The sequence below is a fragment of the Nonomuraea wenchangensis genome, assembly GCF_900111685.1.
Classification (GTDB): Bacteria; Actinomycetota; Actinomycetes; order Streptosporangiales; family Streptosporangiaceae; genus Nonomuraea; species Nonomuraea wenchangensis.
Map to the genome: position 1 here is coordinate 1 of NZ_FOHX01000014.1, position 23660 is coordinate 23660.

Annotated in this window: 24 protein-coding genes; 13 read left to right on the forward strand and 11 right to left on the reverse strand. The window is 70.9% G+C overall.

The features are described 5' to 3' along the window. Positions 1-520 (reverse strand): biotin carboxylase N-terminal domain-containing protein (locus tag BMW85_RS33425; RefSeq protein ID WP_281249634.1); only part of this gene is annotated, 520 nt, incomplete at its 3' end. A 29-nt stretch (positions 521-549) separates the two neighbouring features. Beyond that, positions 550-1269, reverse strand: a complete 720-nt coding sequence (locus tag BMW85_RS33430; protein WP_091089580.1) for an SDR family oxidoreductase — start codon at positions 1267-1269, stop codon at positions 550-552. Positions 1270-1414: 145 nt separating this feature from the next. Here BMW85_RS33430 and BMW85_RS33435 point away from each other — a divergent pair, with 145 nt between their 5' ends. The 3 genes from BMW85_RS33435 (at position 1415) to BMW85_RS33445 (ending at position 5300) form a co-directional block, all read left to right on the forward strand. Continuing rightward, positions 1415-1687, forward strand: a complete 273-nt coding sequence (locus tag BMW85_RS33435; protein WP_026214895.1) for a WXG100 family type VII secretion target — start codon at positions 1415-1417, stop codon at positions 1685-1687. Positions 1688-1797: 110 nt separating this feature from the next. Beyond that, complete coding sequence (locus tag BMW85_RS33440; protein WP_091089583.1) at positions 1798-2946, forward strand: S8 family serine peptidase; 1149 nt, start codon at positions 1798-1800, stop codon at positions 2944-2946. A gap of 125 nt (positions 2947-3071) precedes the next feature. Continuing rightward, the gene (locus tag BMW85_RS33445; RefSeq protein ID WP_177241017.1) at positions 3072-5300 is read left to right on the forward strand and encodes a serine/threonine protein kinase; all 2229 of its coding nucleotides are present in this window, start codon (positions 3072-3074) and stop codon (positions 5298-5300) included. Positions 5301-5372: 72 nt separating this feature from the next. Here the strand turns inward: BMW85_RS33445 and BMW85_RS33450 are convergent, their stop codons facing one another. The 7 genes from BMW85_RS33450 to eccCa form a co-directional block, all read right to left on the reverse strand. Beyond that, complete coding sequence (locus BMW85_RS33450) at positions 5373-5663, reverse strand: YbaB/EbfC family nucleoid-associated protein (RefSeq protein WP_091089588.1); 291 nt, start codon at positions 5661-5663, stop codon at positions 5373-5375. 3 nt (positions 5664-5666) lie between these two features. Continuing rightward, positions 5667-6050 (reverse strand): YbaB/EbfC family nucleoid-associated protein, encoded by a 384-nt coding sequence (locus BMW85_RS33455; protein WP_091089591.1) that lies wholly within the window; start codon positions 6048-6050, stop codon positions 5667-5669. Next, entirely contained in the window at positions 6047-6910 is an 864-nt protein-coding gene (locus tag BMW85_RS33460; protein ID WP_091089592.1) for a hypothetical protein, read from the reverse strand. The genes BMW85_RS33455 and BMW85_RS33460 overlap by 4 nt, the downstream gene beginning before the upstream one ends. 10 nt (positions 6911-6920) lie before the next feature. After that, positions 6921-7418: a hypothetical protein gene (locus BMW85_RS33465; protein WP_091089595.1), complete on the reverse strand. Its 498-nt coding sequence runs from the start codon at positions 7416-7418 to the stop codon at positions 6921-6923. Positions 7419-7519: 101 nt separating this feature from the next. After that, complete coding sequence (locus BMW85_RS52120) at positions 7520-8959, reverse strand: transglycosylase SLT domain-containing protein (protein WP_091089597.1); 1440 nt, start codon at positions 8957-8959, stop codon at positions 7520-7522. Further along, a complete protein-coding gene (locus BMW85_RS33475; RefSeq protein WP_091089599.1) occupies positions 8956-9264 on the reverse strand; it encodes a hypothetical protein in 309 nt (102 codons plus the stop codon). The genes BMW85_RS52120 and BMW85_RS33475 overlap by 4 nt, the downstream gene beginning before the upstream one ends. Then, a complete protein-coding gene (gene eccCa, locus BMW85_RS33480) occupies positions 9261-13244 on the reverse strand; it encodes a type VII secretion protein EccCa (RefSeq protein WP_091089602.1) in 3984 nt (1327 codons plus the stop codon). The genes BMW85_RS33475 and eccCa overlap by 4 nt, the downstream gene beginning before the upstream one ends. 301 nt (positions 13245-13545) lie before the next feature. Between eccCa and eccD the strand changes: the two genes are divergently transcribed. From eccD to BMW85_RS33525, 8 genes are all read left to right on the forward strand, one after another. Next, entirely contained in the window at positions 13546-14922 is a 1377-nt protein-coding gene (gene eccD / locus BMW85_RS33490; RefSeq protein WP_091089604.1) for a type VII secretion integral membrane protein EccD, read from the forward strand. A gap of 13 nt (positions 14923-14935) precedes the next feature. Beyond that, a complete protein-coding gene (locus BMW85_RS33495) occupies positions 14936-15370 on the forward strand; it encodes a YbaB/EbfC family nucleoid-associated protein (protein ID WP_091089606.1) in 435 nt (144 codons plus the stop codon). A 232-nt stretch (positions 15371-15602) separates the two neighbouring features. Next, positions 15603-15950, forward strand: coding sequence for a WXG100 family type VII secretion target (locus tag BMW85_RS33500; RefSeq protein WP_091089609.1), 348 nt, complete (start codon positions 15603-15605; stop codon positions 15948-15950). Between the two features lie 4 nt (positions 15951-15954). Next, positions 15955-16263 (forward strand): WXG100 family type VII secretion target, encoded by a 309-nt coding sequence (locus tag BMW85_RS33505; protein ID WP_091089611.1) that lies wholly within the window; start codon positions 15955-15957, stop codon positions 16261-16263. 81 nt (positions 16264-16344) lie between these two features. Then, on the forward strand, positions 16345-16743 hold the full coding sequence (locus tag BMW85_RS33510) for a hypothetical protein (RefSeq protein WP_091089613.1): 399 nt from the start codon (positions 16345-16347) through the stop codon (positions 16741-16743). Beyond that, positions 16743-18080 (forward strand): WXG100 family type VII secretion target, encoded by a 1338-nt coding sequence (locus BMW85_RS49915; protein ID WP_177241018.1) that lies wholly within the window; start codon positions 16743-16745, stop codon positions 18078-18080. The genes BMW85_RS33510 and BMW85_RS49915 overlap by 1 nt, the downstream gene beginning before the upstream one ends. After that, the gene (locus BMW85_RS33520; protein WP_091089615.1) at positions 18077-19162 is read left to right on the forward strand and encodes a pentapeptide repeat-containing protein; all 1086 of its coding nucleotides are present in this window, start codon (positions 18077-18079) and stop codon (positions 19160-19162) included. The genes BMW85_RS49915 and BMW85_RS33520 overlap by 4 nt, the downstream gene beginning before the upstream one ends. Continuing rightward, positions 19159-19935 carry a WXG100 family type VII secretion target gene (locus tag BMW85_RS33525; protein ID WP_091089617.1) on the forward strand — a complete coding sequence of 259 codons (777 nt, stop codon included), beginning with the start codon at positions 19159-19161 and terminating at the stop codon, positions 19933-19935. Before BMW85_RS33520 ends, BMW85_RS33525 begins: the two co-directional genes overlap by 4 nt. A 9-nt stretch (positions 19936-19944) precedes the next feature. On the opposite strand, the gene BMW85_RS33530 is transcribed toward BMW85_RS33525, so the two are convergent. Continuing rightward, positions 19945-20202, reverse strand: coding sequence for an alpha/beta hydrolase (locus tag BMW85_RS33530; RefSeq protein ID WP_091089619.1), 258 nt, complete (start codon positions 20200-20202; stop codon positions 19945-19947). Continuing rightward, complete coding sequence (gene eccB / locus BMW85_RS33535) at positions 20192-21628, reverse strand: type VII secretion protein EccB (protein ID WP_091089621.1); 1437 nt, start codon at positions 21626-21628, stop codon at positions 20192-20194. Before eccB ends, BMW85_RS33530 begins: the two co-directional genes overlap by 11 nt. 94 nt (positions 21629-21722) lie before the next feature. Between eccB and BMW85_RS33540 the strand changes: the two genes are divergently transcribed. Together BMW85_RS33540 and BMW85_RS33545 are read left to right on the forward strand one after the other, a co-directional pair. Next, positions 21723-22109 carry a hypothetical protein gene (locus BMW85_RS33540; protein WP_091089624.1) on the forward strand — a complete coding sequence of 129 codons (387 nt, stop codon included), beginning with the start codon at positions 21723-21725 and terminating at the stop codon, positions 22107-22109. 4 nt (positions 22110-22113) lie between these two features. Then, positions 22114-23487: a WXG100 family type VII secretion target gene (locus BMW85_RS33545; RefSeq protein WP_091089628.1), complete on the forward strand. Its 1374-nt coding sequence runs from the start codon at positions 22114-22116 to the stop codon at positions 23485-23487. Positions 23488-23660: the final 173 nt, after the last annotated feature.

The following is a 23660-nucleotide window of genomic DNA, read 5'->3' on the forward strand; positions in this document are numbered from 1 at the left end:
GCAGGGTGCGGGCGACCTTCAGTCCGCGTCCGCCGCCGCCGTAGGCGGCCTTGATCGCGATCGGCAGGCCGTGCTCCTTCGCGAAGGCGACGACCTCGTCCGCCCCGGACACCGGGTCCTTGGTGCCGGCGACCAGCGGCGCGCCGACCTTCTGGGCGATGTGCCTGGCCTGCACCTTGTCGCCGAGCGCGGCGATGGCGGCGGGCGGCGGGCCGATCCAGGTCAGCCCGGCGTCGATGACCGCCTGGGCGAAGGCGGCGTTCTCCGACAGGAAGCCGTAGCCGGGGTGGACGGCGTCGGCGCCGCTGCGGGCGGCCACGTCGAGCAGCTTGGCGATGTCGAGGTAGGTCTCCGCCGGGGACTGCCCGCCCAGCGCGTACGCCTCGTCGGCCAGCCGCGCGTGCAGCGCGTCCCTGTCCTGGTCGGCGTAGACCGCCACGCTGCCGATCCCGGCGTCCTTGCACGCGCGGGCCACCCGTACGGCGATCTCCCCGCGATTGGCGATCAGCACCTTCCGCACCGACGACCGTCCTTCCCGAAATCGATGGTTCAGCGACCCAGGTAGGCGCCGCCGTTGACGTGAAGCACCTGCCCAGTGACGTGCCCGGCTCCCTCGCCGGCGAGGAACAGAACGGTATCGGCCACGTCGGACGGCGTGCCGGGGCGGCCGTTGCGGGTGTTGTCGACGCGGGCCCTGATGCCGTCCTCGGTGAGGCGGCCACGGAAGAACTCGGTGTCGAGGACGAGGCCGGGGGAGACCACGTTGGCCGTGATGCCGCGCGGGCCCAGCTCGGCGGCCAGGTCGGCGGTCCAGGACTCCAGGGCGGCCTTGGCGGCGCCGTACGAGCCCGAGCCGGTGCCGCGGGCGGCGATCGAGCCGATGGAGATCACCCGGCCGCCGTCGGCCAGGCGCGGGGTCAGCGCGGTCGTGACGAGCACCGCGGACATGAGGTTGGCGTTGAGGTTGGCCCACCACGCCTCGGCGACGTCCATGAGGTCGCCGGGCTGCTTGCGGTCGAGGTTGGTGTTGCCGCCGGCGTTGTTGACCAGCACGTCCACGTGCTGCGGCAGGGCGCCGAGCGCTTCCTGGACGGCGACCGGGCTGGCGGCGTTGAAGACCGCGTACTCCGCGCCGATGCGGTCCGCGGCCTCCTTCAGCACGTGCTCGCGGCGGCCGGTGATCGTGACGTGCTCGCCCCGTGCGGCGAACGCCGCGGCGATCGCGTAACCGATGCCGGTGCCGCCGCCCGTCACCACAACTTGGCGCATGACCGGACGAACCTCCGCGTCATTAATCCCGAATGTTCCTCGGGTAGACCATAGCCGCTCGGCATAACCCGGACGAAGACCAGTGGGCCCGCTTAGTGTGATGGCGCTTTCACACGGTCCAGTTCACACGGTCCAGGAGGTATGCATGAGCCAGAGTATGCTCGGCGGCGACCCCGCGGAAATGCAGCAGATGGCCAGCCAGTTCACCCAGCAGTCAGAGGCGGTCCGCACCACGATGACCGCGCTCGACCGCGAGGCGGCCAAGGTCGGCACCGCGTGGACGGGCCCGGGCGCGCAGCGTTTCCAGCAGGCCTGGCAGAACTACCGCACCGCGTTCCAGCGGATGACCGAGGAGCTGCAGGAGGCCTCGCGGGTCATCGGCACCTACCGCCAGAACATCGAGTCCGCCACGAAGTGAGCAACGGAACGAGGCCCTGGCGACCCGCTGGGGCTTCCTTCCGTTGAACCCGAGCGAGTGAACCGGAGCGGGTGAACCGGAGCGAGCCGGGCGATATACCCTCTTTCGACATGATCGGTCGCGCCCTCCTGGCGAGCCTGCTCGCACTGCACCTCGCCGCGGCCCCCGCCGCGGCGGCCACCGTCGCGGACGACTGCAACCCGAAGAAGGGCACCGTCAAGCTCCCCGCCACCGAGCCCTGGGCGCAGAAGCGGCTGGACATCAAGTCCGCCTGGCGGCTCACCAGGGGCGCGGGCGTGACGGTGGCGGTCGTCGACAGCGGTGCCGACTACCACCCGCAGGTCCAGATCTCCAAGATCGTGGACGAGACGCACACCGGCTACCGCGACTGCGTCGGCCACGGCACCGCCGTCTCCGGCATCATCGGCGCCCGCTACCTCGCCGGGGTCCCGTTCCACGGCGTCGCGCCGGACGCCCGGCTGCTCATGTTCAAGCAGAGCAACAAGACCGACGGCGTGCTCACCAACCTCGTCAACGCCATCAACGACGCGGTGGACGCCAAGCCGGACGTCATCAACGTGTCCGTACGCGCCTCCGACAACCCGTCGCTGCGGGCCGCGATCCAGCGGGCGCTGGACAACGACATCGTCGTGGTGGCCGCCGCCGGCAACATCACCAACCAGGACGACGAGGCCGAGCCCTCCTATCCGGCGGCCTACGACGGCGTGCTGGCGGTGGGCGCGGCCACGCCGGACGGCCGCCGCGCCGACTCCTCCAACGCCGTCACCCCGGTCGGCGTGCTCGGCCCGGGCGCCGACATCACCGCCCCCTGGCCGGGCCGTTCCTACATGCGCGGCCTGCAGGGCACGAGCTTCGCCTCGCCGTACGTGGCGGGCACCGCCGCCCTGGTCCGGGCCCGTTTCCCCAAGCTCAACCAGGAGCAGGTGCGCCGGCGCATCATCGCCACCGCCGACGGCACCTCCGGGGCCGGCACCGGGACGGGCATGGTCAACCCGCTGCTGGCGCTCACCGCCGTCCTGCCGTACGAGGACGCGAACGGCCCCGTGGTGGCCGAGCCGCCGCCCACCGCGCTGCCGGCGAACGCCGTGGCGAAGGTCCCGCCGCGCGACGAGACGGCGATCGGGGTCGCGATGGCGGTGGGGACGGGCGCGCTCATGGCGATGCTGGCCGCGGGCGCGCTGGTGCTGCTGGTTCCGCGGGGAAGGCAGCGCGGCTGGCGGCCGGGACGGGCGTCCTAACTGTTACTCCACGGTGTCCCAAAGCGTTACTTGTGGGTGAATTGTCAATTCGCCAGTGAAACCGCTGATGTAAATGTGGCAGATGCGGTTGAATGTCCCTTCAAGATCTATCTTTCACCGAAGGGATGAAGATGCACCCCCTGCGTCCGGGTGATCCCGCGAAGCTGGGCGCGTACGACATCGCAGGACGTCTGACCGATGGGCCGCGCGGCGCGGCCTTTCTCGGCAAGGAGTCCGACGACGCGCCCTTAAGAGTGATCAAGGTGTTGCCTTCGGCTCAGGAGGCGGGCAGCGACGACGTCGCTCGGCTCACCGGGGTGCAACGGGTGTCCAGCTCGTACGTGGCCCGCACCCTCGACGCCGGCCTCCACGAGGGCCACGCCTACGTGGTCCGCGAGCACGTCGAGGGCCGCAGCCTGGCCGAGGCCGTGGCCGCGGACGGCCCGCTCGACGCCGACGCGCTGGAGCGGGTCGCGGTGGGCGTGCTCACCGCGCTGACCGCCGTGCACCTGGCGGGCATCACCCACCGGGGGCTGACCCCGCACAACGTCATCCTCGGCCCGGACGGCCCCCGCGTGACGGACGTCGACCTCGGCGAGCCCGCCGGGGAGATCGGCTACCGCGCGCCGGAGCAGATCAGGGGCCTGGCCTACGGTCCGTACGCCGACGTCTTCGCCTGGGCGGCGACCGTCGCCTTCGCCGCGACCGGGCAGCCGCCCTTCGGCCAGGACGAAGAGGCGGTGCTGAACGGCGAGCCCGAGCTCGGCTCGCTCGCCGAGCCGCTGCGCCGGGTCGTGCAGGCGGCGCTGTCCAAGGACACCGGGCAGCGGCCCACCACCTACATGGCGCTGCTGCAGCTCCTCGGCGACAAGCGGGGCGGCGTCGCGCAGAAGCTGGAGTCCGGGCCGGACGTCGTGCTCGACGGCATCCCGCTGCAGGGCGTGGTGATCCCGGGCCTGGCCGCTCCCGGCGCGCCGGTGCCCGGCCCGCCGATCGCCGGCGTGCCGCCGCAGGGGATGCCCGTCGAGGGCGTGCCCATGCAGGGGATGCCGGGTCCTGGCGCGCCGGTGCCGGGCCTGCCGATGGACGGTGTGCCGCCGCAGCAGACCTGGGGGCCGCCGCCCGTGCCGCCGCAGGGCGGGCTCGCGCCGGCCGGTCCCGAGCCGGTGCAGGGCGTGCCGCTGCCGCCCCCGCCGATGTGGGAGCCGCCGCGCGAGCAGCAGCGGCAGGCGCCGGTGCAGGGGCAGACCGTCCCCTCTCGCCCGCCGCGCAAGTTCCCGCTCGGCCTGGCCGCCGCCGTGGGCGCGCTCGCGCTGCTGTCCGGCGTCGGGCTGTGGGGCGCCAACCAGTACGCCGCCACGCAGAAGTTCGAGCCGGTGGCCGCCGCTGGCGACCAGAAGACGCAGGGCCCGGCCGCGGCCGGCGACGCCAGCGTCAACGCCAACGCCAACCAGAACGGCCTGCCCCAGCCGAACAACCAGGACCAGACCGGGCAGAACCAGCCTGAGGTCACCGTTCCCTGGGCGAACACCCCCGGCACCGACCAGAACGACGTCGGCCCCATGACGCTGCCCAGCGACTGGACCTCGCAGGCGCCGACGCCGCCCGAGTACAGCACGGTGCCGTCGCCGCTGCCGATCAACACCCAGCGGATCGCGCAGCCGCCGGTCAGCACGCAGCCGGCCGCGACCCAGACCGCCGCGCCCCAGCCTACGGTGACCGTGACGATGCGGGAGACGCCGACGCCGACGCCCACGCCGACGAACGTGGCCACCATGGGACCTTCGGAGACGCCGACGGCCGGCCCCACGGTCACCGTCACGGCCACGCCGACGCCGACCGTCACCGAGACCCCGACCCCGAGCGCGACCCCGACGGTCGTCCCGTCCGCGACTCCGACGGTCACCCCGACCCGCTCGCAGCCGACGGCCCGGCCGACCCACACGACGACGCCGACGCGGACGCGGACCCCGTCCAGCCGCCCGACCGCGGCCCCGACGTCGGTCCCGACGACCTCGGCCCCGGTGATCAAGAACCCGTACTCGCCGGGCCAGGTCTGCGGCGAGGGCTTCTACGTGCAGCGCAAGCAGTCGTTCAGCACCGGCGAGACCTTCCAGCTCTACAACGCCTCCACCGGTGAGAACTGCGTGGTGACGATGAAGACGTCCGAGGTCGGCAAGTCCACCCCGGTGAGCGTCACCCTGGAGGTCCAGGGCGGCGGCTCCAGGAACCAGAGCGGCAACTTCGAGTACTACGCCGGGCCGGTCAAGCTCAACGGCAAGGGCAAGTGCGTCCGCTTCTCCGGCAGCGTCGGCTCCGCGGGGACCAGCGCCGGCTGGGCCAACTGCGGCTGACCCGCCTCACGACAACGCGAGAAACCCCCTCCGGCCGGGACCGGAGGGGGTTTCTTCGTCGTACGGGGCCGATCAGGCGCCGGGCATCAGGGCGTTCCTGGCGGCCTCGGCGGCCTCCTCCGCCCGCGCGATCGCCGACGTGATCGCGTCGGCCAGTCGCCGCGCGTCCAGCCGGGCCCGGCTCAGCGGATGGATCCGCAGGTCGAGCAGGACGCCGAGGGCGTCCGTGGTGGCCTCGATCCGGCCCTCGTCGGCGCGGCCGGTGAAGCGGCGCGCACTCCACTCGGCCACCGCCTCCTCGGCCTGCCGCGCGCCGGCCATCAGCGCCTCCAGCCGGGCCATGGCCTCGTCCAGCTCACGCACCGCTCATCCCTCCCGCATGACGCGCTCGACGTGCGCCGCCAGCGGATCGTCAGGGCCGCCGCCGTCCGGGCCGGACAGGGCGGCCGTCAGCTCCTCCAGGCGCTCGCCGAGCGCGCCGCGGGCGGCGGCCACCGCCTCCATGACGGCCCCGGCGAGCCGGACGTGGTCCAGCTCCCGCAACCGCCTCGAATCGAGGTGCAGCCCCAGCAGCCGCCCGGTCCCGGACACCCGGGCGAGGACGGCGCCGCTCGCGTCCTTGCCCTCCATCCGCTCCGCGGCCAGCTCGTCCAGCGTGCCGGCGATCCGCGCCGACCAGGCGTTCATCTCCCGCAGCAGGCCGGGGACGTCGCCCTCCCTGCCCGCCGCGAAGGCGTCGATCTGGCTCAAAGGTCGGCCCCCTTCGGCTTCCACATGTCGTCCGTACGCTGCGGGTCGGCGAGGGCGGGGGAGAGCCGCAGGTCGCGGGGGCCCTTCGCGGGGTCGCCGGAGTTGTAGAAGGCGCCCTTGAGGTCGTTGAGCTTCAGCTCCAGCTTGTTCAGGTCGCCCTCGTAGGAGTTGTAGACGTCGGCGAACTGCTTGACCAGGTTGCCGAGCGCGGTGGTGAAGACGCCGACCTGGGTCATCAGGGCCACCCTGGCGACGGGGTGCGTGGTGCTCATGGCGGCCAGGGAACGCAGGATCGGCGCGGAGGCGGCGTAGAGGCCGAAGACCGACAGGTCGTACTCCAGCACCTCCTTGTACTGGCCGTGCATCGCGCCGCTCATCTCGTCGCCGACCTTGCCGAGCTGGCTGAACAGGCCGTTGACGTTGAATCGCACGTACTGCTGGAGGGTTTCGGCGGCGGTGCCCTTCCAGTTGGGCGAGATCTGGTCGAAGTAGCCGCGCCACAGGTTCGACCTGTTGCCCTCCAGCGCGCCGGACATCTCCTTCCAGGCCTCCCGCCGGTCGTAGAAGAGGAAGGGGTTGCCCAGGTTGAGCGTGGCCGCCACGTCCAGGGCCAGCGCCCCCGCGCCGAGCCCGGACATCGCCATCGCGGCGCGGGTGTTCTGGCGCAGCGGGTTGAGCCCGGTGACCAGCCGCTTGAAGAACCCGGGATCGGTACGGGCGACCGCCGCCGCGGGCTTCACCTGGACCGTGCCGGAGACGGTGTTGTTCCTGTTCGCCAGGAAGAGCTGCTGGTTGCCCTGGGGCGGGGTGCTCTGGCCGGGCACGATCAGCTTGGGCGGCTGGTTCGGCGGAGTGCTCATGCGGTGGCTCTCACTTCTTCCTGTTCGCCTGTTCCGCCTGCCGGTAGTTGGACGCCGAGAGGGTGACCTTGCCGGCGTCCCTGCGCAGCACGTCGCCCAGGATGCCGGCGCTGTCCCTCCAGGTGTCGGCGATGGTGTTGAACCGGTTGGTGAACATCAGCCCGACGACGGGCACGCCGGCGAGGGGGGCGAGGTTCCAGCCCTCGAAGCGCGGGGTGCGCTGCTTGACGAGGTGCACGCCGTCGCCGGAGTCGGTCATGGCGCCGGCGAAGGCGTCGATGGTGCCGGTGCTGGTCTCGTAGCCGGGGAGGTTCGACTTGTCGGCCGCGGGGTCCTGCTTCCCCGGCGGTTTCGCCGAGGGCGAGGCGGACGGGGACGCGACGGGGCGCAGCGACGGGGGCAGGCAGACCGGGGGAGGGCACGTGGGGGTGTGCGGGCACGGGCTGGTGACCGCGGGCGTCGCGGACGGCGTCGCCGAGGGGGCGGCGATGGACGGATCGGTCGACACGATGATCTTTGTATCACCGCGTTAGCGCTGATAAACGGCCATTTCCCCTGTCGGGCGATAAAATGCGAATGCCATTCACATTCGCGTAACCTGCCGTTTCCTCAGTACGACTGGTAGCCGCCCTGGCTCTCCAGGGAGGCGATCCCGGGGTGGTCGGCCAGGTTGCCGTACTTGCTGTAGATGTAGAGCACGCCGGCGATGATGTTGTCCACCGGATCCTGGATCTGGTCGTGTCCCGGCAGGTGGTGGGCCTCGAACGTGGCCGGGATGGTCTGCATCAGGCCCTGAGGGGCCACGTCGGCCTGCGCGCCGGTTCCCCAGTCGCCGATGGCGGTGGGGTCGCCGCCGGACTCGTGGTAGATGATCGCCCAGATGCGGGTGAGGTCCACCGGGTCGTTCGGTCCCAGGTCGCTGATGTCCAGGCCGCGCTCGCGCAGGATGTCCGCCATCTCCGGGGATTCGATGACGGTCAGCGCCTCCTTGATCCAGTCGACGACCTCCTGCTTCGGGGCGGGCATGTCGCCGTACGAGGGCAGGATCTGGGCGTCGGTGGCCGTCTCGCCGGCGCCCGTGTCGGCGCTGGTGTCGGTTTCGGTGCCGGGGTCGGACGGGCCGAGGTCGGGCTCGACGACGCCGGGCGCGTTGATCTCGGGCTCATTGGCGCCGGCGTTCGACGTCGTGTTGGGGTCGGTGGTCGCGTCGGCGCTGGGATCCGTGGCGGTGGGGTTGGCGTTGGGATCGGTGGTGGCGGGGTTGGCCGCCGGGTCCGTGGTGTTCGGATTGGCGGCCGGATTGCCATTGGGGTTGGCGGCCGGGTTGGCGTTGGGATCGGCGGTGTTGGGATCGGCCGCCGGGTCGTTGGTGTTGGGATCGGTGGCCGGGCCGTTGTCGGTGGGGTTGGACACCGGGCCGACGATGGGCTGGGTGGACGACGGCTTGGTGGGGTGGTAGCCGGGCCGTTTCTGCCAGTCCGGCTTGTGCTCCCCGGGCAGGAAGTCGGCCCCGCCGGGCTGCCTGATGCCCGCGAAGAAGCCGAACTTCTTCGACCCGAGCTGCTTGTCCAGCTCCCCCTTGGCCGCCGTCAGGGCGTCCTCGGCGTCGTCCACAGCGTTCTTGGCCCTGACGACCGGGTCGTCGCCGAGCTTGCTCTTGACGTAGGCGTCGATGTCCGCCTGCTTGGCGTTCTTGTGCTTGCTCTTGTAGTCGTTCTCGGCCGCGACGGCGTTCACGTGCAGGGTGTTGACCGTGGTGTGCGCGTCCTCGATCTTGCCCGCGACGGTGGTGAGCGACTTGGCGCAGGCGGACAGCGCCTCGCGCAGGTCGCTGCCCGCCTTGGGGTAGGCGTCCATGTACTCGGTGAAGGCGGTGGCAGACTCGCCCTTCCAGGCGGCGCCGACCGCCGTGACGGACCTGGACAGGGCGTTGGTCGAGGTGCTCGCGTGGCTCCCGGCCACGCGCAGGGCGGCGGCCAGGTCCTTGATCCCCTCCGGGTCGCCCTTCACCTTCTCGAGTAACGCCGCGAGCTCGGAGACGACGCTCATACCTGTACGCCCGTCTCGGCGTCGCGGAAGTTGGTGGCGACCTCGCCGAGCGCGCGCTCGACGGTCTTCAGGCGCTCGCGGCCCTCCTTGAGCTCGTCCTTGAGCGCCTTCCAGACGGCGTCCACCTGGTCGGCGAGGGCGCCGGCGCCGGCCAGCCTCCCGAACAGTCGGCTCTCGGTGTCGCCCACGGGCTTCTTCACGCTCGAGTCCACGAACGCGTCCTCGAAGTCGAGCATGTTCCGGACCCTGCGCACCTGCCGCCCGCACTCCTCAAGCGCCTGGACGTGCACGTCGACGTAGGTCATGCCTCTCCTATGTACGCGGTCTGGATCAGACGCGCCCCCTGCCGGCGATCCACGTAGTAGCCACGCCCGGCGGGCAGCGGCGTCGGCCGGACGTTGCCGAAGAGCGGGCCCTCCTCGCGGTTGCCCGACATGATCAGCGCCGGGCTGGCCATCTCCTTCATGCGCTGCACGGCCTGGTCGAACATGGCCCTGCTGGCGCCGCCGGCCTGCCGGGCCAGCACCAGGTGCAGGCCGATGTCGCGGGCCTGCGGCAGCAGGTCGGCGAGCGGCGCGAGCGGGTTGCTGGAGGTGGCCACGAGGTCGTAGTCGTCCACCACGATGTAGAGGTCCGAGCCCTGCCACCAGCTCCGCGAGCGCAGCTGCTCGGGCGTCAGGTCGGCCGGCGGCAGCCGCTTGAGCAGCGCCGAGCGGGCGTCCTGGATCAGCTCGGCGGCGGCGGTGCTGGAGGCGGCGTAGCCGATGCGGTGGTCGGTCACGGCCGTGTCCAGCAGCGAGCGCCGGTAGTCGAGCACGATCATCATCGCCTCGCTCGGCGTCTTCCGCGCGACCAGGCCCTCCATGATGAGCCGCAGCACGTTCGACTTGCCGCACTCGTTGTCGCCGAACACGATGAAGTGCGGGTCGTTGTCGAAGTCGAGCGAGACCGGCGCGAGGCTGTCCTCGTCGATGCCGAGCGCGATCCGGCCCGGCCCCGTCTGCTCGGGCCCCGGCAGGTCGGCGGCGGGCAGCAGCGAGGGCAGCAGCCGCACCGGCGGCGCCGCGGGGCCCTGCCACGACTGCCGCACGATGTCCACGAGCGAGCGCACGCCCTCGGAGGCGTCCTCGGAAGTGCGCTGGCCGTCCACGCGCGGCAGGGCGGCGAGGAAGTGCATGCCGTCCCTGGTCAGGCCGCGTCCCGGCACGCCTTCCGGCACCGCCAGCGACGCCTTCCTGCTGATCTCCGACTCGTACGCGTCACCGAGCTTGAACTCGATCCTGGTGCCGAACAGGTCCCTGATGCTCGGCCGGAACTCCGACCACTTGTTGGTGGCCGCCACCACGTGGATGCCGTACCCGAGGCCGCGGGCGGCCAGGTCGGTGATGACGGCCTCCAGGTTCTCGAACTCCTGCCGGATGGTCAGCCAGCCGTCCACGACGAGGAACACGTCGCCGAAGCCGTCGCTGTCGGCGGTGCCGTCGGCGACCATCCGCCGGTAGGTGGCGATGGAGTCGATGCCGCGATCGGCGAAGGCGCGCTCGCGCTGGCGCATGATGGTCACGATCTCGGCCACGGTGCGGCGTACCCGTTCGGCGTCGAGGCGGGTGGCGACGCCGCCCACGTGCGGCAGTCCGGCCAGCGCGGCCAGGCCGCCGCCGCCGAAGTCGAGGCAGTAGAACTGGATCTCACGCGGCGTGTGGGTGAGCGCCATGCCGGTGATGAGCGTACGCAGCACGTTGCTCTTGCCGCTCTGCGGCCCGCCGGCCACGCCGACGTGCCCGGCCGCGCTGGACAGATCCAGCCAGTACGGGTCCCGCCGCTGCTCGAACGGCTTGTCGATGATCCCGACGACGGCGTGCAGCTTGCCCCGGCCCTGCCAGTTCGGCGTGGACAGGCCGAGTTCGGGCGTGACCGACAGCGGCGGCAGCAGGTGCGCCAGCGTGGGCGGCTCGCCGAGCGGCGGCAGCCAGATGCGGTGGGCCGCCGGCCCGTGCCCGGCCAGGCGCTGCACCACGACGTCGAGCAGGCTCGCCTGGGGGCCGCGCTCGTCCATCTCGGTCGACGGGGCCTCCTCGACCTGCTGCGGCACGACGGGGAGCGGCACGTAGCCGGAGCCGTACTCGACGACCTGGCGCAGGATCGTGTTGCCGTCGCTGGAGCCGGGCCGGCGGCTGTCCGACTGGTAGGAGCCGGAGACGTAGGCGGCCTTGAACCTGGTCATGCCCGTGGTGTCGAACTTGAGGTAGCCGTTGCCCGGCGCGGAGGGCAGCTCGTACGCGTCGGCGACGCCGAGCACGACCCGGCTCTCCATCGCCGAGAAGGTCCGCAGGCCGATCCGGTACGAAAGGTGCGTGTCCAGGCCGCGCAGCCGCCCCTCCTCCAGGCGCTGCGAGGCCAGCAGCAGGTGCACGCCCAGCGAGCGGCCGAGCCGGCCGATCATCACGAACAGCTCGATGAACTCCGGCTTGGCCGACAGCAGCTCGCTGAACTCGTCCAGCACCACGAAGAGGGTCGGCAGCGGCGCCAGCTCGGCTCCCTGTTCGCGAGCCCGCTCGTAGTCGCGGAGCGAGGCGTAGTTGCCGGCCGCGCGCAGCAGCTCCTGGCGGCGCACCATCTCGCCGTGCAGGGCGTCGTACATGCGGTCCACCAGCGGGAGCTCGTCCTCCAGGTTGGTGATGACCGCCGAGACGTGGGAGAGCGACTCCAGCCCGAGGAAGGTCGCGCCGCCCTTGAAGTCCACCAGGACGAAGTTGAGTATCTCCGAGGAGTGCGTGACCGCGAGGCCCAGCACCAGCGTGCGCAGCAGCTCCGACTTGCCGGAGCCGGTGGCTCCGATCACCAGCCCGTGCGGGCCCATGCCGCCCTGCGCGGACTCCTTGATGTCCAGCTCCACGACGCGGCCGTCGGCGCCGAGCCCGATGGGGACGCGCAGCCGGTTGCGGCCCGCGCGCGGACGCCACACGATCGCCGGGTCCACGAGGGACGGGTCGCCGACGCCCAGCAGGTCGGTCAGCGTGGTGTTGGCGGCCAGCACGTCCTCGACCTCGCCGCCGCCGGAGCCGATCGAGGTGCGCAGCGGCGCGAGCTGCCGGGCCAGGCCCTCGGCCCGCAGGAAGTCGAGCCGGTCGGGGTCGCCGAGCCGGGTGTGGTGCTCCTTGCCCGCGTGGTCGATCTTGACCATGTGGAAGCCGTCGGCGTGGACGTCCAGCCGCAGCGTGCTGCTCTCCTCCACCTCGCCGGTCGAGCCGGACAGGTCGATCACGGTCACGCCCTGGATGGCGTCGCTGCCGAGCTGGGAGTCCTGCGGCACGTGCCCGTTGTCCACGATCAGCACGTGGTACGGCAGCGAGTCGGCCGCCGCCCCGGGCCGGAACCGGGCGCGTTCCCTGAGCTCGTCGCCGACCAGCCGGTCCAGCTCGTTCATGTTCTCCGTCATCAGCCGCACCTGGCCGGCGGCGTCCACCTCCTCCGGGTGGAGGGCGTGGGGCAGCCATTTGACCCATTCCCAGTACGCCATCCACTCCGCGCCCGCGCACACCATGATCCGCATGTCGTCCGGCGAGTGGAACACGGTGAGCTGCGAGATCATCGCCCGCACCAGGTCGCGCACGGTCTCGGGGTCGCCGGTCATCCGGATCCGGGCGAACGACCCCAAGGCCACCGCGACCGGCAGCCCGGCGACCGTGGAGTGGGCCCTGATGAAGCGGCGCAGCGCGCCGGCCGACAGCGCGTCCAGGTCCTCGATGGGCTTCGAGTCCGGCGGGATGAGCTGGACGGCGAGCTTCTGGACGCCGGTGCCGAGGCGTACGGTGGCGAAGTCGTCGTCGCGGGGCCGCCGCTCCCAGAGGCGCGGGCTCATGGCGATCCACCACAGGGCGTCCGGCTCGGGGCCGCTCCACTCCAGGGCCTCGCGCTGCTGCTTGGCCGCGCGCCTGGTCCGCTTGCGCACCTGGCTCAGATAGCGGAAATAGTCGCGCCGGGCGCCGTTCAGCCGATATTTGCGCTCGCCCGCCTGGCGGCCGATCTGGCCGATGCTCATGCCGACCATGGACAGCGCGAACAGGCCGCTGGCCACGTACATGATGGGGTTGGCGTTGCCGTAGGCGGTGAACATGAGGGCCATCGCCGCCGCCCCCGCCACCATGGGCAGGTACGTGAGCACCGCGGTGAAGCCCTGCGGCTGGACCTCGGGAATCTCCGGCGGAGATTCGAGCAGGACTTCGCCGCGCGGGGGCTTGGGGCCGGGGCGGCGTTCAGGGCGACGTACGACGACGATGCTCATCGAGACGTTCTTATCAGAAGAGACCCGATATGTTCTCTGTTGTCCGTGACCATTGGTGGGGACGGAGTTGAGAGTGGAACAAATTGTTCAGGGGCCTCCGCCCGGTCCACCGCCCCCTGTTCAGGGGCCGCCACCCGGCTACGGCGGCGGGCCGCCCGCATTCCCGCCCGGCCCGCCCGGCCCGCCCGGACCACCCGGCCCGCCGGGCCCCCCGGGACCGCCGGGGCCTTTGGGACCACCGGGGTCTTTCGGGCCTCCGGGGCCGCCGCATGGGCCCTTCCAGCAGGGCGCGCTGGCCCAGGTGCCGGTGCCGCTGCCCGCGCAGTGCCACATCACGATCGTCGGGCCGCGCCGCAAGGCCGACCTGGCGCTGCCCGCCGACATCCCGCTGCCGAACGTGCTGCCCGGCCTGCTGCGCGCGCTGGGCGAGGTGGGCGGCGAGGCCGCGGCGGCGCCCGGCTGGACCCTGCAGCGGCTCGGCGGCCAGCCGCTCGACCTGGGGCAGAGCCTCGGCTCGCTGGGCGTGCTCGACGGCGAGATCCTCTATCTGAGGCCGCGCGAGGCGATCCTGCCGCCCGCCCTGTACGACGACGTCGCCGACGTGGTCGCGAGCGGCGTACGCGAGGGCCGCGGCGCGTGGAGCGCCAAGCACACCAGGGTCGTGGGCGCGAGCGGCGCCGCCGCCCTGCTCGCGCTGGGCGCGATCGGCCTGACGGTGTCCGGCATGCCGGCGCTGACCGTCACGATCGTCGCGGGGCTGCTGGCGCTGCTGCTGGTCGTGACCGGCACGCTGCTGTCCCGCGCGGTCGGCGACTCGCTCGCCGGGGCGCTGGTCGGGCACGCGGCGCTGCCGTACGGCTTCGTCGCGGGCCTGTTCGCGCCCGGCACGGCGGCCGGCTTCGGCGCGCCCCACTTCCTGGCCGCGCTGGCCACGACCGCGCTGGTGGCCGGGATCGCCGGCGCGCTCATCTCCGACGGCGTGCCCGGCTTCCTGGGCGCGGCCGGCGCGGCGTCCGTGGGCGGCATCTGCGCGGCCGTGATCATGGTGTGGTCGCCGCCGCCCGCGGGCGTGGCCGCCCTGGCCACCGCCCTGCTGCTGGCGCTCAGCCCGCTGGTGCCCACGCTGTCGTTCCGGCTGGCCAAGGTGCCGCTGCCGGCGATGCCGACCACCGCCGAGGAGCTGCGCAACGACAACCAGCGCCTGGACGCCGCCGCGATCCAGGAGCGCACGAGGATCGCGCAGGGCTACGCCACCGGCATGATCGCCGTGATCGGCGTCTGCGCGCTGGCGACGCTGGTCCTGCTGGTGCTGACCGACGGCTGGGTGGCCGACGCCATGACGGTCTCGCTGTCGCTCACGCTGATCATGCGGGCCCGGGTGTTCCGCGGGCGCGGCCAGCGCCTGTGGCTGATCGGGGTCGGGCTGACGGGGTTCGCCGTGCTGGCGGTCTCGCTGTTCGGCCAGGGCGGGATCGTGGGCTCGCTGGCCGTGGCGATCGGGATCCTGTGGCTGGCGCTGATGACGGTGGGCATCGGGCTGTGGCTGGCGACGGGCAAGCCGTCGCCGTTCTGGGGGCGCGCGGCCGACATCCTGGACGTCGCGCTGATCGTCCAGCTCTTCCCGCTCGCGCTCGGCGTCCTTGAGGTCTACACGTGGGTACGCGGGCTGTCCGGCTGAGGAGGAGGTAGGTATGCAGGAGTTCGGCGACTTCGCCAAGATCGACGTCGACAAGCTGATGAAGGGCATCGACGACCAGCTCGGCCGCCTGGGGAAGTTCCAGGAGAGCGTGGGCGAGTGCGTGGGCCGGGCCGAGGACGAGAACGGCTTCGTCAAGGTCGAGTACGGCCAGGACGGGGTCCAGTTGCTGGAGCTGCACCCGAAGGCCATGCGGCTGTCCTCGGGCGAGCTGGCCGAGCTGATCAAGGCCACGCTCGCCGAGGCCACCGCCGACTTCCAGCGCGCGTTCTCCGACATGATGGTCGACACCCTGGGCCAGGACGTCGACCTGTCGAGGAACCCGGAGAAGCTGCTGGAGGACGTGAAGCAGGCGGAGGAGATCTACGACCGCGCGTTCACCGACGTGATGGGCGAGCTCGACCGCATCCGGCGGCGGCTGGATCTCTGACGCTCGTCGCCGACACAGATCTTTTCTCTGAAGTCAGAGCATATTAGGGCATCTACCAGCGTATTCACCGGAAGGCCGCCTTTGTGCGACCAATCCGTTATTTGATGTTTCTGGGATCTACGGGGTAGATGGTGACTAACATGCCACTTGATGTTGTCTGCGGGGGTAGGCCGTCCTCACGGGGGAGACCGCTCGCCGCGACTGACGAAGCAGGACAACCTTTGGAGGTCCAGTGTCACTGTACGGGGCCAGCCCGACTCAGCTGACGACGGCGGCGGGCTATTGCCAGGACACCGCGCAGTACATCGAGGGCATGCGCCAGAGAGTGGTGGAGATCAAGGCCGGTCTCCAGTGGCAGGGCGGCGCTTACAAGAAGTTCAGCGAGGCCATGGACCAGTGGGACGTCGAGTTCAAGGGCGTCATCAAGATCCTTGAGGGCATCTACGACAAGCTGAACATCGGCGCCGGCGTCTACCGCAACGCCGCCGACCAGAACATGGACATCGTCGGTGGCTTCGCCTCCGCCGGTGCCTCCGGTGGCCGCATCGACTCTCTCATCAACGCCAACAACGGGAGCTGACCTGATGTCCGTTCAGCCCGACGACTACACCTACGTCAACTTCGGCTCCCTCGGGTCGGCCTACGAAGAGCTCAAGAAGATCGTCACGGAGCTCGACCGGGTCACCGACGACCTCTACGCCGACATCAAGAACACCCTCGGCTCGAACTGGGAGGGCGAGGCCCAGAACTACTTCGACACGAAGCGCGCGGAGTGGAACGCGCATGAGAAGGCCATGGGCGAGCAGCTGTTCAAGGCCGCCAACGCCGTCGACGTCGCCAAGGGCAACTACCAGGCCGCTGAGCAGCGCAACATCAGCATCTGGACGGACTAGCCCGGCTCGTTCTTCTCCTTCTCGGCCATCGCCCCAGCCTGCGGCGCGGTGGCCGAGAGCTCTGTCGTTTGAGGGTGAGGCATGACGCAGAAAGACGCGATGGAGGGCGGTCCCGACCCTCTGGCCGTCGACAAGCATCTCTTCGACGGCGATGGGGACGCTCGGGAGAACTCCCCCAAGGCCATCCGTGCGGTCGCGCAGGAGCTGAGGATCAGCTTCGAGGCCATGCTGGGCAACGGCGGGCGGCCGAACGGCAACATCAACCAGATGTCCACCGGCAACGAGCTCGGTGCGGCCCAGATCGGGCAGTGGAACGACGCCCTGGCCCTCGCGGCGACCGTCGGCTCCAGCAACGCGGGCGCGAAGTTCGCCGAGGTCTACCAGAAGTTCATCGACGCGTACCAGAGCGTGGTCGAGGCCGTCGAGCTCAGCGCGGAGAACCTGGACCGCGCCCGCAAGGGAAACGAGGGTGACGCCTGATGGGTAAGCGGGAGGTCGTCGTCATCCTCTCCTTCGAGAGGATGCCGCAGGGCGAGAAGCCCTCGCAGAGCGGCGACGAGATCAAGCAGCTCCTCGGCAACACCGACCCGGGCACCATCTCGGGCGCGGGGCAGACCTACGTGAACGCCTCCACCAAGGTCGACGCGGCGGTCGGCGCCCTGCAGGAGCACGCCGCCAAGATCGCCGCGGTCTGGAAGGGCCCGGACGCGGCCAAGGCCCGCCACGCGCTGGAGATGCTGCACGCCTCGGGCCGGGAGCTGTCGACCAAGCTCAACCTCATGGGCGTGGCCCTGCAGAGCTATGCGGGCCGCCTCACGGAGACCCAGGGCAAGGTCAACCAGCCGGTGCTCACGGACAGGGTCAGCAAGACCGCCCTGGAGGTGGAGCGGGCGGAGACGCTGCAGGCGCAGAAGGCGCTGCACGAGCTCAACCAGGAGATCGTCAACCTCTACAACATCCAGGTTCCGCACGACGTCTCGTACGAGCTGCCGACCGTCACGCTCCAGTCGCCGATCAACCCGCAGACCGTGAACTACCCGACTGGATCGGGGGCGACCGGCCCCACCCTCGGGTCGGGCAACGGCGGTCCCAACGGCACGGGCTCCTCCGGCCTGGGCTCCGGCTCCACGAGCACGAACCCCGGCGGCACCGACCCGAACGGCTCGAACCCGAACGGTTCCAACCCGAACGGCTCGAACCCCAACGGCTCGAACCCGAACGGCTCGAACCCGAACGGCAACGACCCGAACGGTTCCAACCCGAACGGCAACGACCCGGGCCAGACCCAGAACCCCGGCACGAATCCCGGCACGAACCCAGGGACGAATCCCGGGACCAACCCCGGCACGAACCCCGGCGACGGCACCGTCCCCCCGGTCATCGGCAACGAGGACCGCACGACCACCGACGGCAGCTCCGGTACGGACCCGCGCCGCACCGACATGGCCAGCTTCCAGCCGCAGGCGACCCCCACGCTGAACCCGTCCGCCTTCACCCCGACGTTCACCGGCACCACGCCGGGGGCCATCACCACGATCACCCCGCCGCCGAGCATCGGCTACACGCCGGGAGGCATCACTCCGGGCGGCGTCCCCTCCGTGATCGGCTCGCCGGGCCTCATCGCTGGGCAGTCGCCCGCGGCGGCGGCCGGTCTGCGCGGCGCGGGCGGGGTCGCCGGCGGAATGCCGCTCATGCCGCTCACGGGAGCCGGCGGCGGCGGAGGCGGGGGAAGCGACCTGGAGCGGAACACGTTCCTGTCCGAGGACCCGAACTGCTGGACGACAGCGCATGACACCACGGATCCCGTGATCGGATGAGCGACCCCTACATCCCGGGCATGCCGGGCCTCACCGCCGGCGGCAAGCCGTCGTCGGGCATCTCCTTCACCAAGGAGGAGCTGTCCAAGGCCGGCGGGAAGATCAACGATCAGACCAAGCTCATCGGCCAGGTGGACGCGCGGTCCGAGAGCCTGCCCGTGCCCTGGCCGCACTTCGGGGTGCTCGGCTGGGGCGTGCAGAACGTGCACGAGAAGGCCATCCAGAGTCAGCGTGAGGCGCTGGCCAGGGCCAAGGAGGCGCTGGAGAGCTGGGACCCCGCACTGCGTGCCGCCGACAAGAACTACACCAAGGCCGACGACGCCAGCGGCGATCCCAACAACCTGCCGAAGACGACGCTCCCGGGCGGTGGCCTCCCTAACACCAAGCTGCCCAAGACGAACCTCCCGAACACCGACCTGCCCAAGACGAACCTCCCGAACACGAACCTCCCCAACACCGACCTGCCGAACACGAACCTCCCGAACACGAACCTCCCCAACACCGACCTGCCCAACAGCGACGTCCCCGGCGGCAACCTGCCGAACACGAACCTCCCCGGCACCGACCTGCCGAACGGCAACCTGCCCGGCGCGAACCTCCCCGGCACAGACCTGCCGAAGACGAACCTGCCGGGCCTGGACCCGGCCGACACCCGGGTCCCCGACCTCGACGCCGCGCTGAACCCGAACCGGACCGACCTGTCGTCGTTCCAGCCCACGGCCACGCCCACGCCGCAGGTGCCCGGGTTCGACCCCAGCTCCAGCGGGCTCGGCACCCGGACGAACGTCCCCGGCTCCCTCGGCCTGCCCGGCACCGGCTCGGTCCCTGGCACCGGCGTCGGCGGGGGCATCGGCCTCGGCGGGGGCCTACCCGGCAACGCGGCCGCCGCCGGAATGCGTGGCGCAGGGGCAGGCATGTCCGGCATGCCCATGATGCCGATGATGCCGATGAGCGGCGCGGGGAACGCGAACCAGGAACGCGACCGCGACAAGACCGTCGGCCTCGGCGAGGACGAGGGCGTCTGGGGCGGTGACGAGGACATCGCGCCGCCGGTGCTCGGTCTGGAGGACGATCTTCTGTGAGCATCTACAAAGAGATGTCCATGGCCGCCGCCGCCACCGCCTTGGGCTCGGCCTTCTTCATCGCCCAGCCCTGGGCCTTCTACGTCGCCAGCGCCATCGGCACCCTGGTCTCGGACCCGGAAGGCATGGAGAACGCGGCCAAGAACTGGCGCACGTCCGATCACAGGGGTGAAGTCGAGGAACTGGACAAGCTGGACGCCGAGCTGGCCAACCTGAAGACGCAGCTCCAGGACGACGGCACGTGGGAGGGCGAGGCGTTCAAGTCCTTCGAGACCGTGCACGCGAGCTACAAGGACTCGCTCAAGCAGCTCAAGGAGGTCCGCAACGCCACGGGCGACGGCGTCGACTCGACGGCGGGCTTCTACAAGGTGTGCACCTACGTCTGCTGCACCATCGCCGCCGCCATGGCCGGGCTCGCCATCTACAAGGTGGTCTCGAAGGCCAGCCCGCTCACCGCCGCCTTCTCCGAGGGCGTGGCCGCCGCGTTCGGTAAGATCACTCTCACCGCGATCAAGAAGGTGCTCGGCAAGCAGATCATGGTGGCCGGCGGTCTCACCTTCGCCCTGTACTCCGCCATCCAGGCGAGCGAGATGGCCGGCAAGGTCTTCCCCACCCTCAAGGCCCTCCCGACCGAGATGTCCACCATGCAGAACGGCGGAAAGACGCCGTTCACCCAGGACGGGCTGGAGTACAACGAGGACGCCGGCTCCCTCATGCCGAAGATGGACGAGGCCACGGCGAAGAAGTACGGCGGCAGCGGCCTCTCGGCCTAGCGTCACCGCTCAGGAGGGCCGGACCTCCGGGCAGCGGACCCCGTCGGCCGCGACCGACCGCGAGATCAGGTAGCGGTCGACCGCGCCGACGGTGCCCGCGCTCCGGCCGTACACGGTGTGTCCCGAGCCCTCGTACGTGAGCACGCGGGCCTTCGCACCGATCTGCCCGGCCGTGCTGAGCGTCCACCGGTAGCCGGTGGCGGGGTCGTTCAGCGAGGAGGCCGGCAGGATCGTCGTCAGGGCCTCTGTCCTGTCGTCACTGGGCAGGGGTCTGGGGCTGGATGCCCTGCACCTCCTGCACCGGCGTCCTGGCCGCCGCCGGGTCCAGCGCCGGCCCGTCGGGGATCAGCCGCAGCAGGTGGGCGGGCACCGGCGCGACGTCCTTGGCGTCGTACCCCAGCTTGGTCACCAGGTCCGCCGACACCAGCGGATACCTCCGGCCCTGCTCCGTGATCAGGGAGTACTGCTGCACCGCCGCGAGCTGCCCGTCGCCCGGCAGGGTCCCGGCCAGCACCGCGCTGCCCGCAGGGAGCAGCACCTGGTCCACCTTCTCCGCGCCGGCGCTCGCGCCCGGCGTCGGGATGCGCATGGCGCCGCCCGTGGTCAGCACGGCCCGCGCCGAGCCCTTCTCCGTGTCACGGTAGACCGCGCAGAGCGGGGCCGAGACGCCCGGCGAGCGGAACCGCGGCATCGTGTCCGGCAGCCCGCTGTTGAGCATCTGGTGCGCCGACGCCTTGGCCGCGTTGGCGCTCGCCGCGTCGATCGCCGTCTCGCGCACCTGCTGCCGGCCGTAGGCGGCCTTGCTGGCCGGGTCCAGGAGCAGCATCATCGCCTGCGTGTGCTTGATCGGCGCCAGCCCGTCGGCCAGGAGCACATACCAGCGCTCGCCCGCGCCGGCCACCGACGGCACCTTGTAGACCTGCCCGACCCTGGACGCCGTGCCGCCCGGCCCGCGTACCTTCTTGCCCCGCTGCGGAACCCCCGGGGCGGCGAAGTCGACGCCGGCCGGGATAGCGTTGATCCACGACGCCGGGACGCGGCGGGGCGACTGGTCGGTGAGGCGGTCCACGTTCGTCACGCGCATGCGCTGGTTGGCCCAGAGCACCCAGCTCTGCTGCCCGTCGTTGACGACCATCGCCTCGCCGCCGACGGGCGTCCCGCCGACGTCCATGCCGCCCACGAGCGTCACGAACGGCTTGCGTACCCCCGAGGCGTCCGCGCCCTCGACCACGCACGCCGACCAGGGGGCCTTGACCAGCCGCTCACGCTTCGGCAGCGAGTCCGGCGCGCCCTGGATGCCCACCTTCTGCCCGCGCGCGAACCCGGCCAGCGAGTCCGTGGAGACCGTCCGCACCTTGACGTCGTCGTTGTCGAGCAGGAGCCGGGCGGAGACGTAGTTGGCGACCGGCTGGAGCTTGCCGGTCTGCTGGTTGTAGACGTAGGAGGCGCCGGTCTCCTCCTCGACGAGGAGCTGCCCGGCCTCGGTGAGCTTGGTGGCGTTGCCCGGCTTGAGCAGCCCCCAGATCCCGAACGCGGCCACGACCAGCACCGCGATCAGGATGCCCGCGAACGTGGCGACGTTCTGCCTGCGCATGGGCGACTCGGGGACGTCCGGCTCCCCCTGCAGCAACGCGAGACCCAGGCGCTGCGTCATGAGCCGATGCGCCTGATAAAGATCTTTCTGCGTCTGCATAGCGCATCATGTTACGCATGTTGACACTGAGTCTTCTGTACGGAAAAGGAACATTCAAGTAAGGTGCTTGATCGAGTGCCGAGGGGGAGGTCTCGTGGGAGAAACGCAACCGCCCAAGAACTGGCCCGGCCTGGAAGCCGAGCGTGACGGCGTCACGTACGACGCGAAGAAGATCGCCAGCATCGCCGAGGCGCTGCGCGAAGCCATGAAGCCGATGGGTGGCGGCAACTACGGCGAATACCCGGGTTCCATCCATGACCTCAGCCTCAACGGTTCACTCAAGGCCGAGAGCGACCATCTGCGGAGCGTCGGCCGCTGGCAGGCCGGCGAGTCCTTCGCCGACACGCTGGACCAGGCCCACCGGGAGTTCCTGAACGTCTACGAGGAAGCCCTGAACAACCTGTCCGTCGCCATCGCCCTGGTGAACGCGGGAGCGGGCAACTACAAGATCACGAACGCGGCCAACGAGGGCGGAGGCTGAGCGCATGGGCGGCGAGAAGAAGAAGACCCACTGGCTGAAGTCCAGCTGCGGCGACTGGTCCGTGGAGACGGACGGCCGTCACGTCGCCGGGGTCGTGAGCTTCATCAAGGGCTTCAACGCCGAGCGCATCGCCCAGGCCGCCACCGCGTACAAGGACGCGCACAAGGCCGTCGGCGACGTCCAGAAGGCCCTGGAGGAGCAGGCCGGCCAGCTCGCGAAGGTGTGGGACGGCAAGGCCTCCGTCGAGGCGCAGAAGGCCCTCGGCATCCTGCACGTGACGCTGGGCGAGCTGGCCACCAAGCTCCAGAAGATGCACGAGCCCGTCCAGGCCCTCTCCACCGTGGTGCGCAAGCACCAGGAGTTCATCGACGACGACATCAAGGGCATCCTGCCGACCTGGGCGAACCAGGGCGGAATGCTCGGGGGCACCTGGGACGACAGCGTCCCCGACCTCTTCAGCACCTACAGCGGCGTCTACGCCGGCGACAACGCGAAGAACGACTTCGGCTCGCAGGACGAGCTGGCCGGCCTCCACCTGAAGACGTTCGCCAACGACCTGGCGCACGTCCACACGATGATCCCGGACACCGTGGAGAAGGTGCTCAGGGACATCGACTACCCGACGGGGCCGCAGATCACCCCGCCGACGGTCACGTACCCGAAGGGCGGCCCGCCGTACCCGACCGGCAACCCCGACCCGTACGGGCCGGGCGGCCTCCAGACCAACCCGATCAACTACGACCCTTCGGCGACGGACCCCAACAACCGTTTCCCGACGAACCAGCCGAACCCGAACGCCCTCGACCCGAACGCCTTCGACCCCAACGGCACCAACCCGAACGGCACCGGCGACCCCAACGGGACGAACGGCAACAACGGCAACGGGACGGGCAACCCCGGCGCGCCGACCTTCCAGAACCCGGACACCTCGTCGCTCGGCTCCAACTCGCCGAACGGCTCGAACCCGGCGTTCAACCCGGCCGCCTACCAGGACCCGTCCGCCAACCGCACCACCAGCCTCCAGGACTACACCCCCACGAACACCAACGGCTGGACCCCGACCACCGGCACCGCCCACCCCAGCACCACGGGCAACACCGGGTACAACATGCCGTCGACGTCGTACCCGCCGGGCACCACCGCGGGAGGCCCGGGCACGGCGACGGGCGGAGGCATCACCGGCGCGAACCCGGCCATCACCACCGCCGCCACCCGCGCCACCACCGGCAACGCGGGCATGCCCTTCCTCCCGATGGGCGCCGGCGGCGGGGGCGGGGCGCAACACTCCGAGAAGCAGGAGTCAACGACCTGGCTCCACGAGGACGACGACGTCTGGGGCACCGACTCCGACTCAGTAGTGAACAGCCAAATCGGCTGACCTTCTTTACGAAAACAGCCGGCATCGGCCGACCCCTCCTGCAGAAACAGCCGGGATTGGCCGACCTCGCTTGCGCGGACCGCCGGACCAGCTGAGCCCATCCGGCGCAGACAACCGGACCGGCTGAGCCCTATTGCGGAAACGGCCGGACCTGCCGACTCCTCCCACCGACG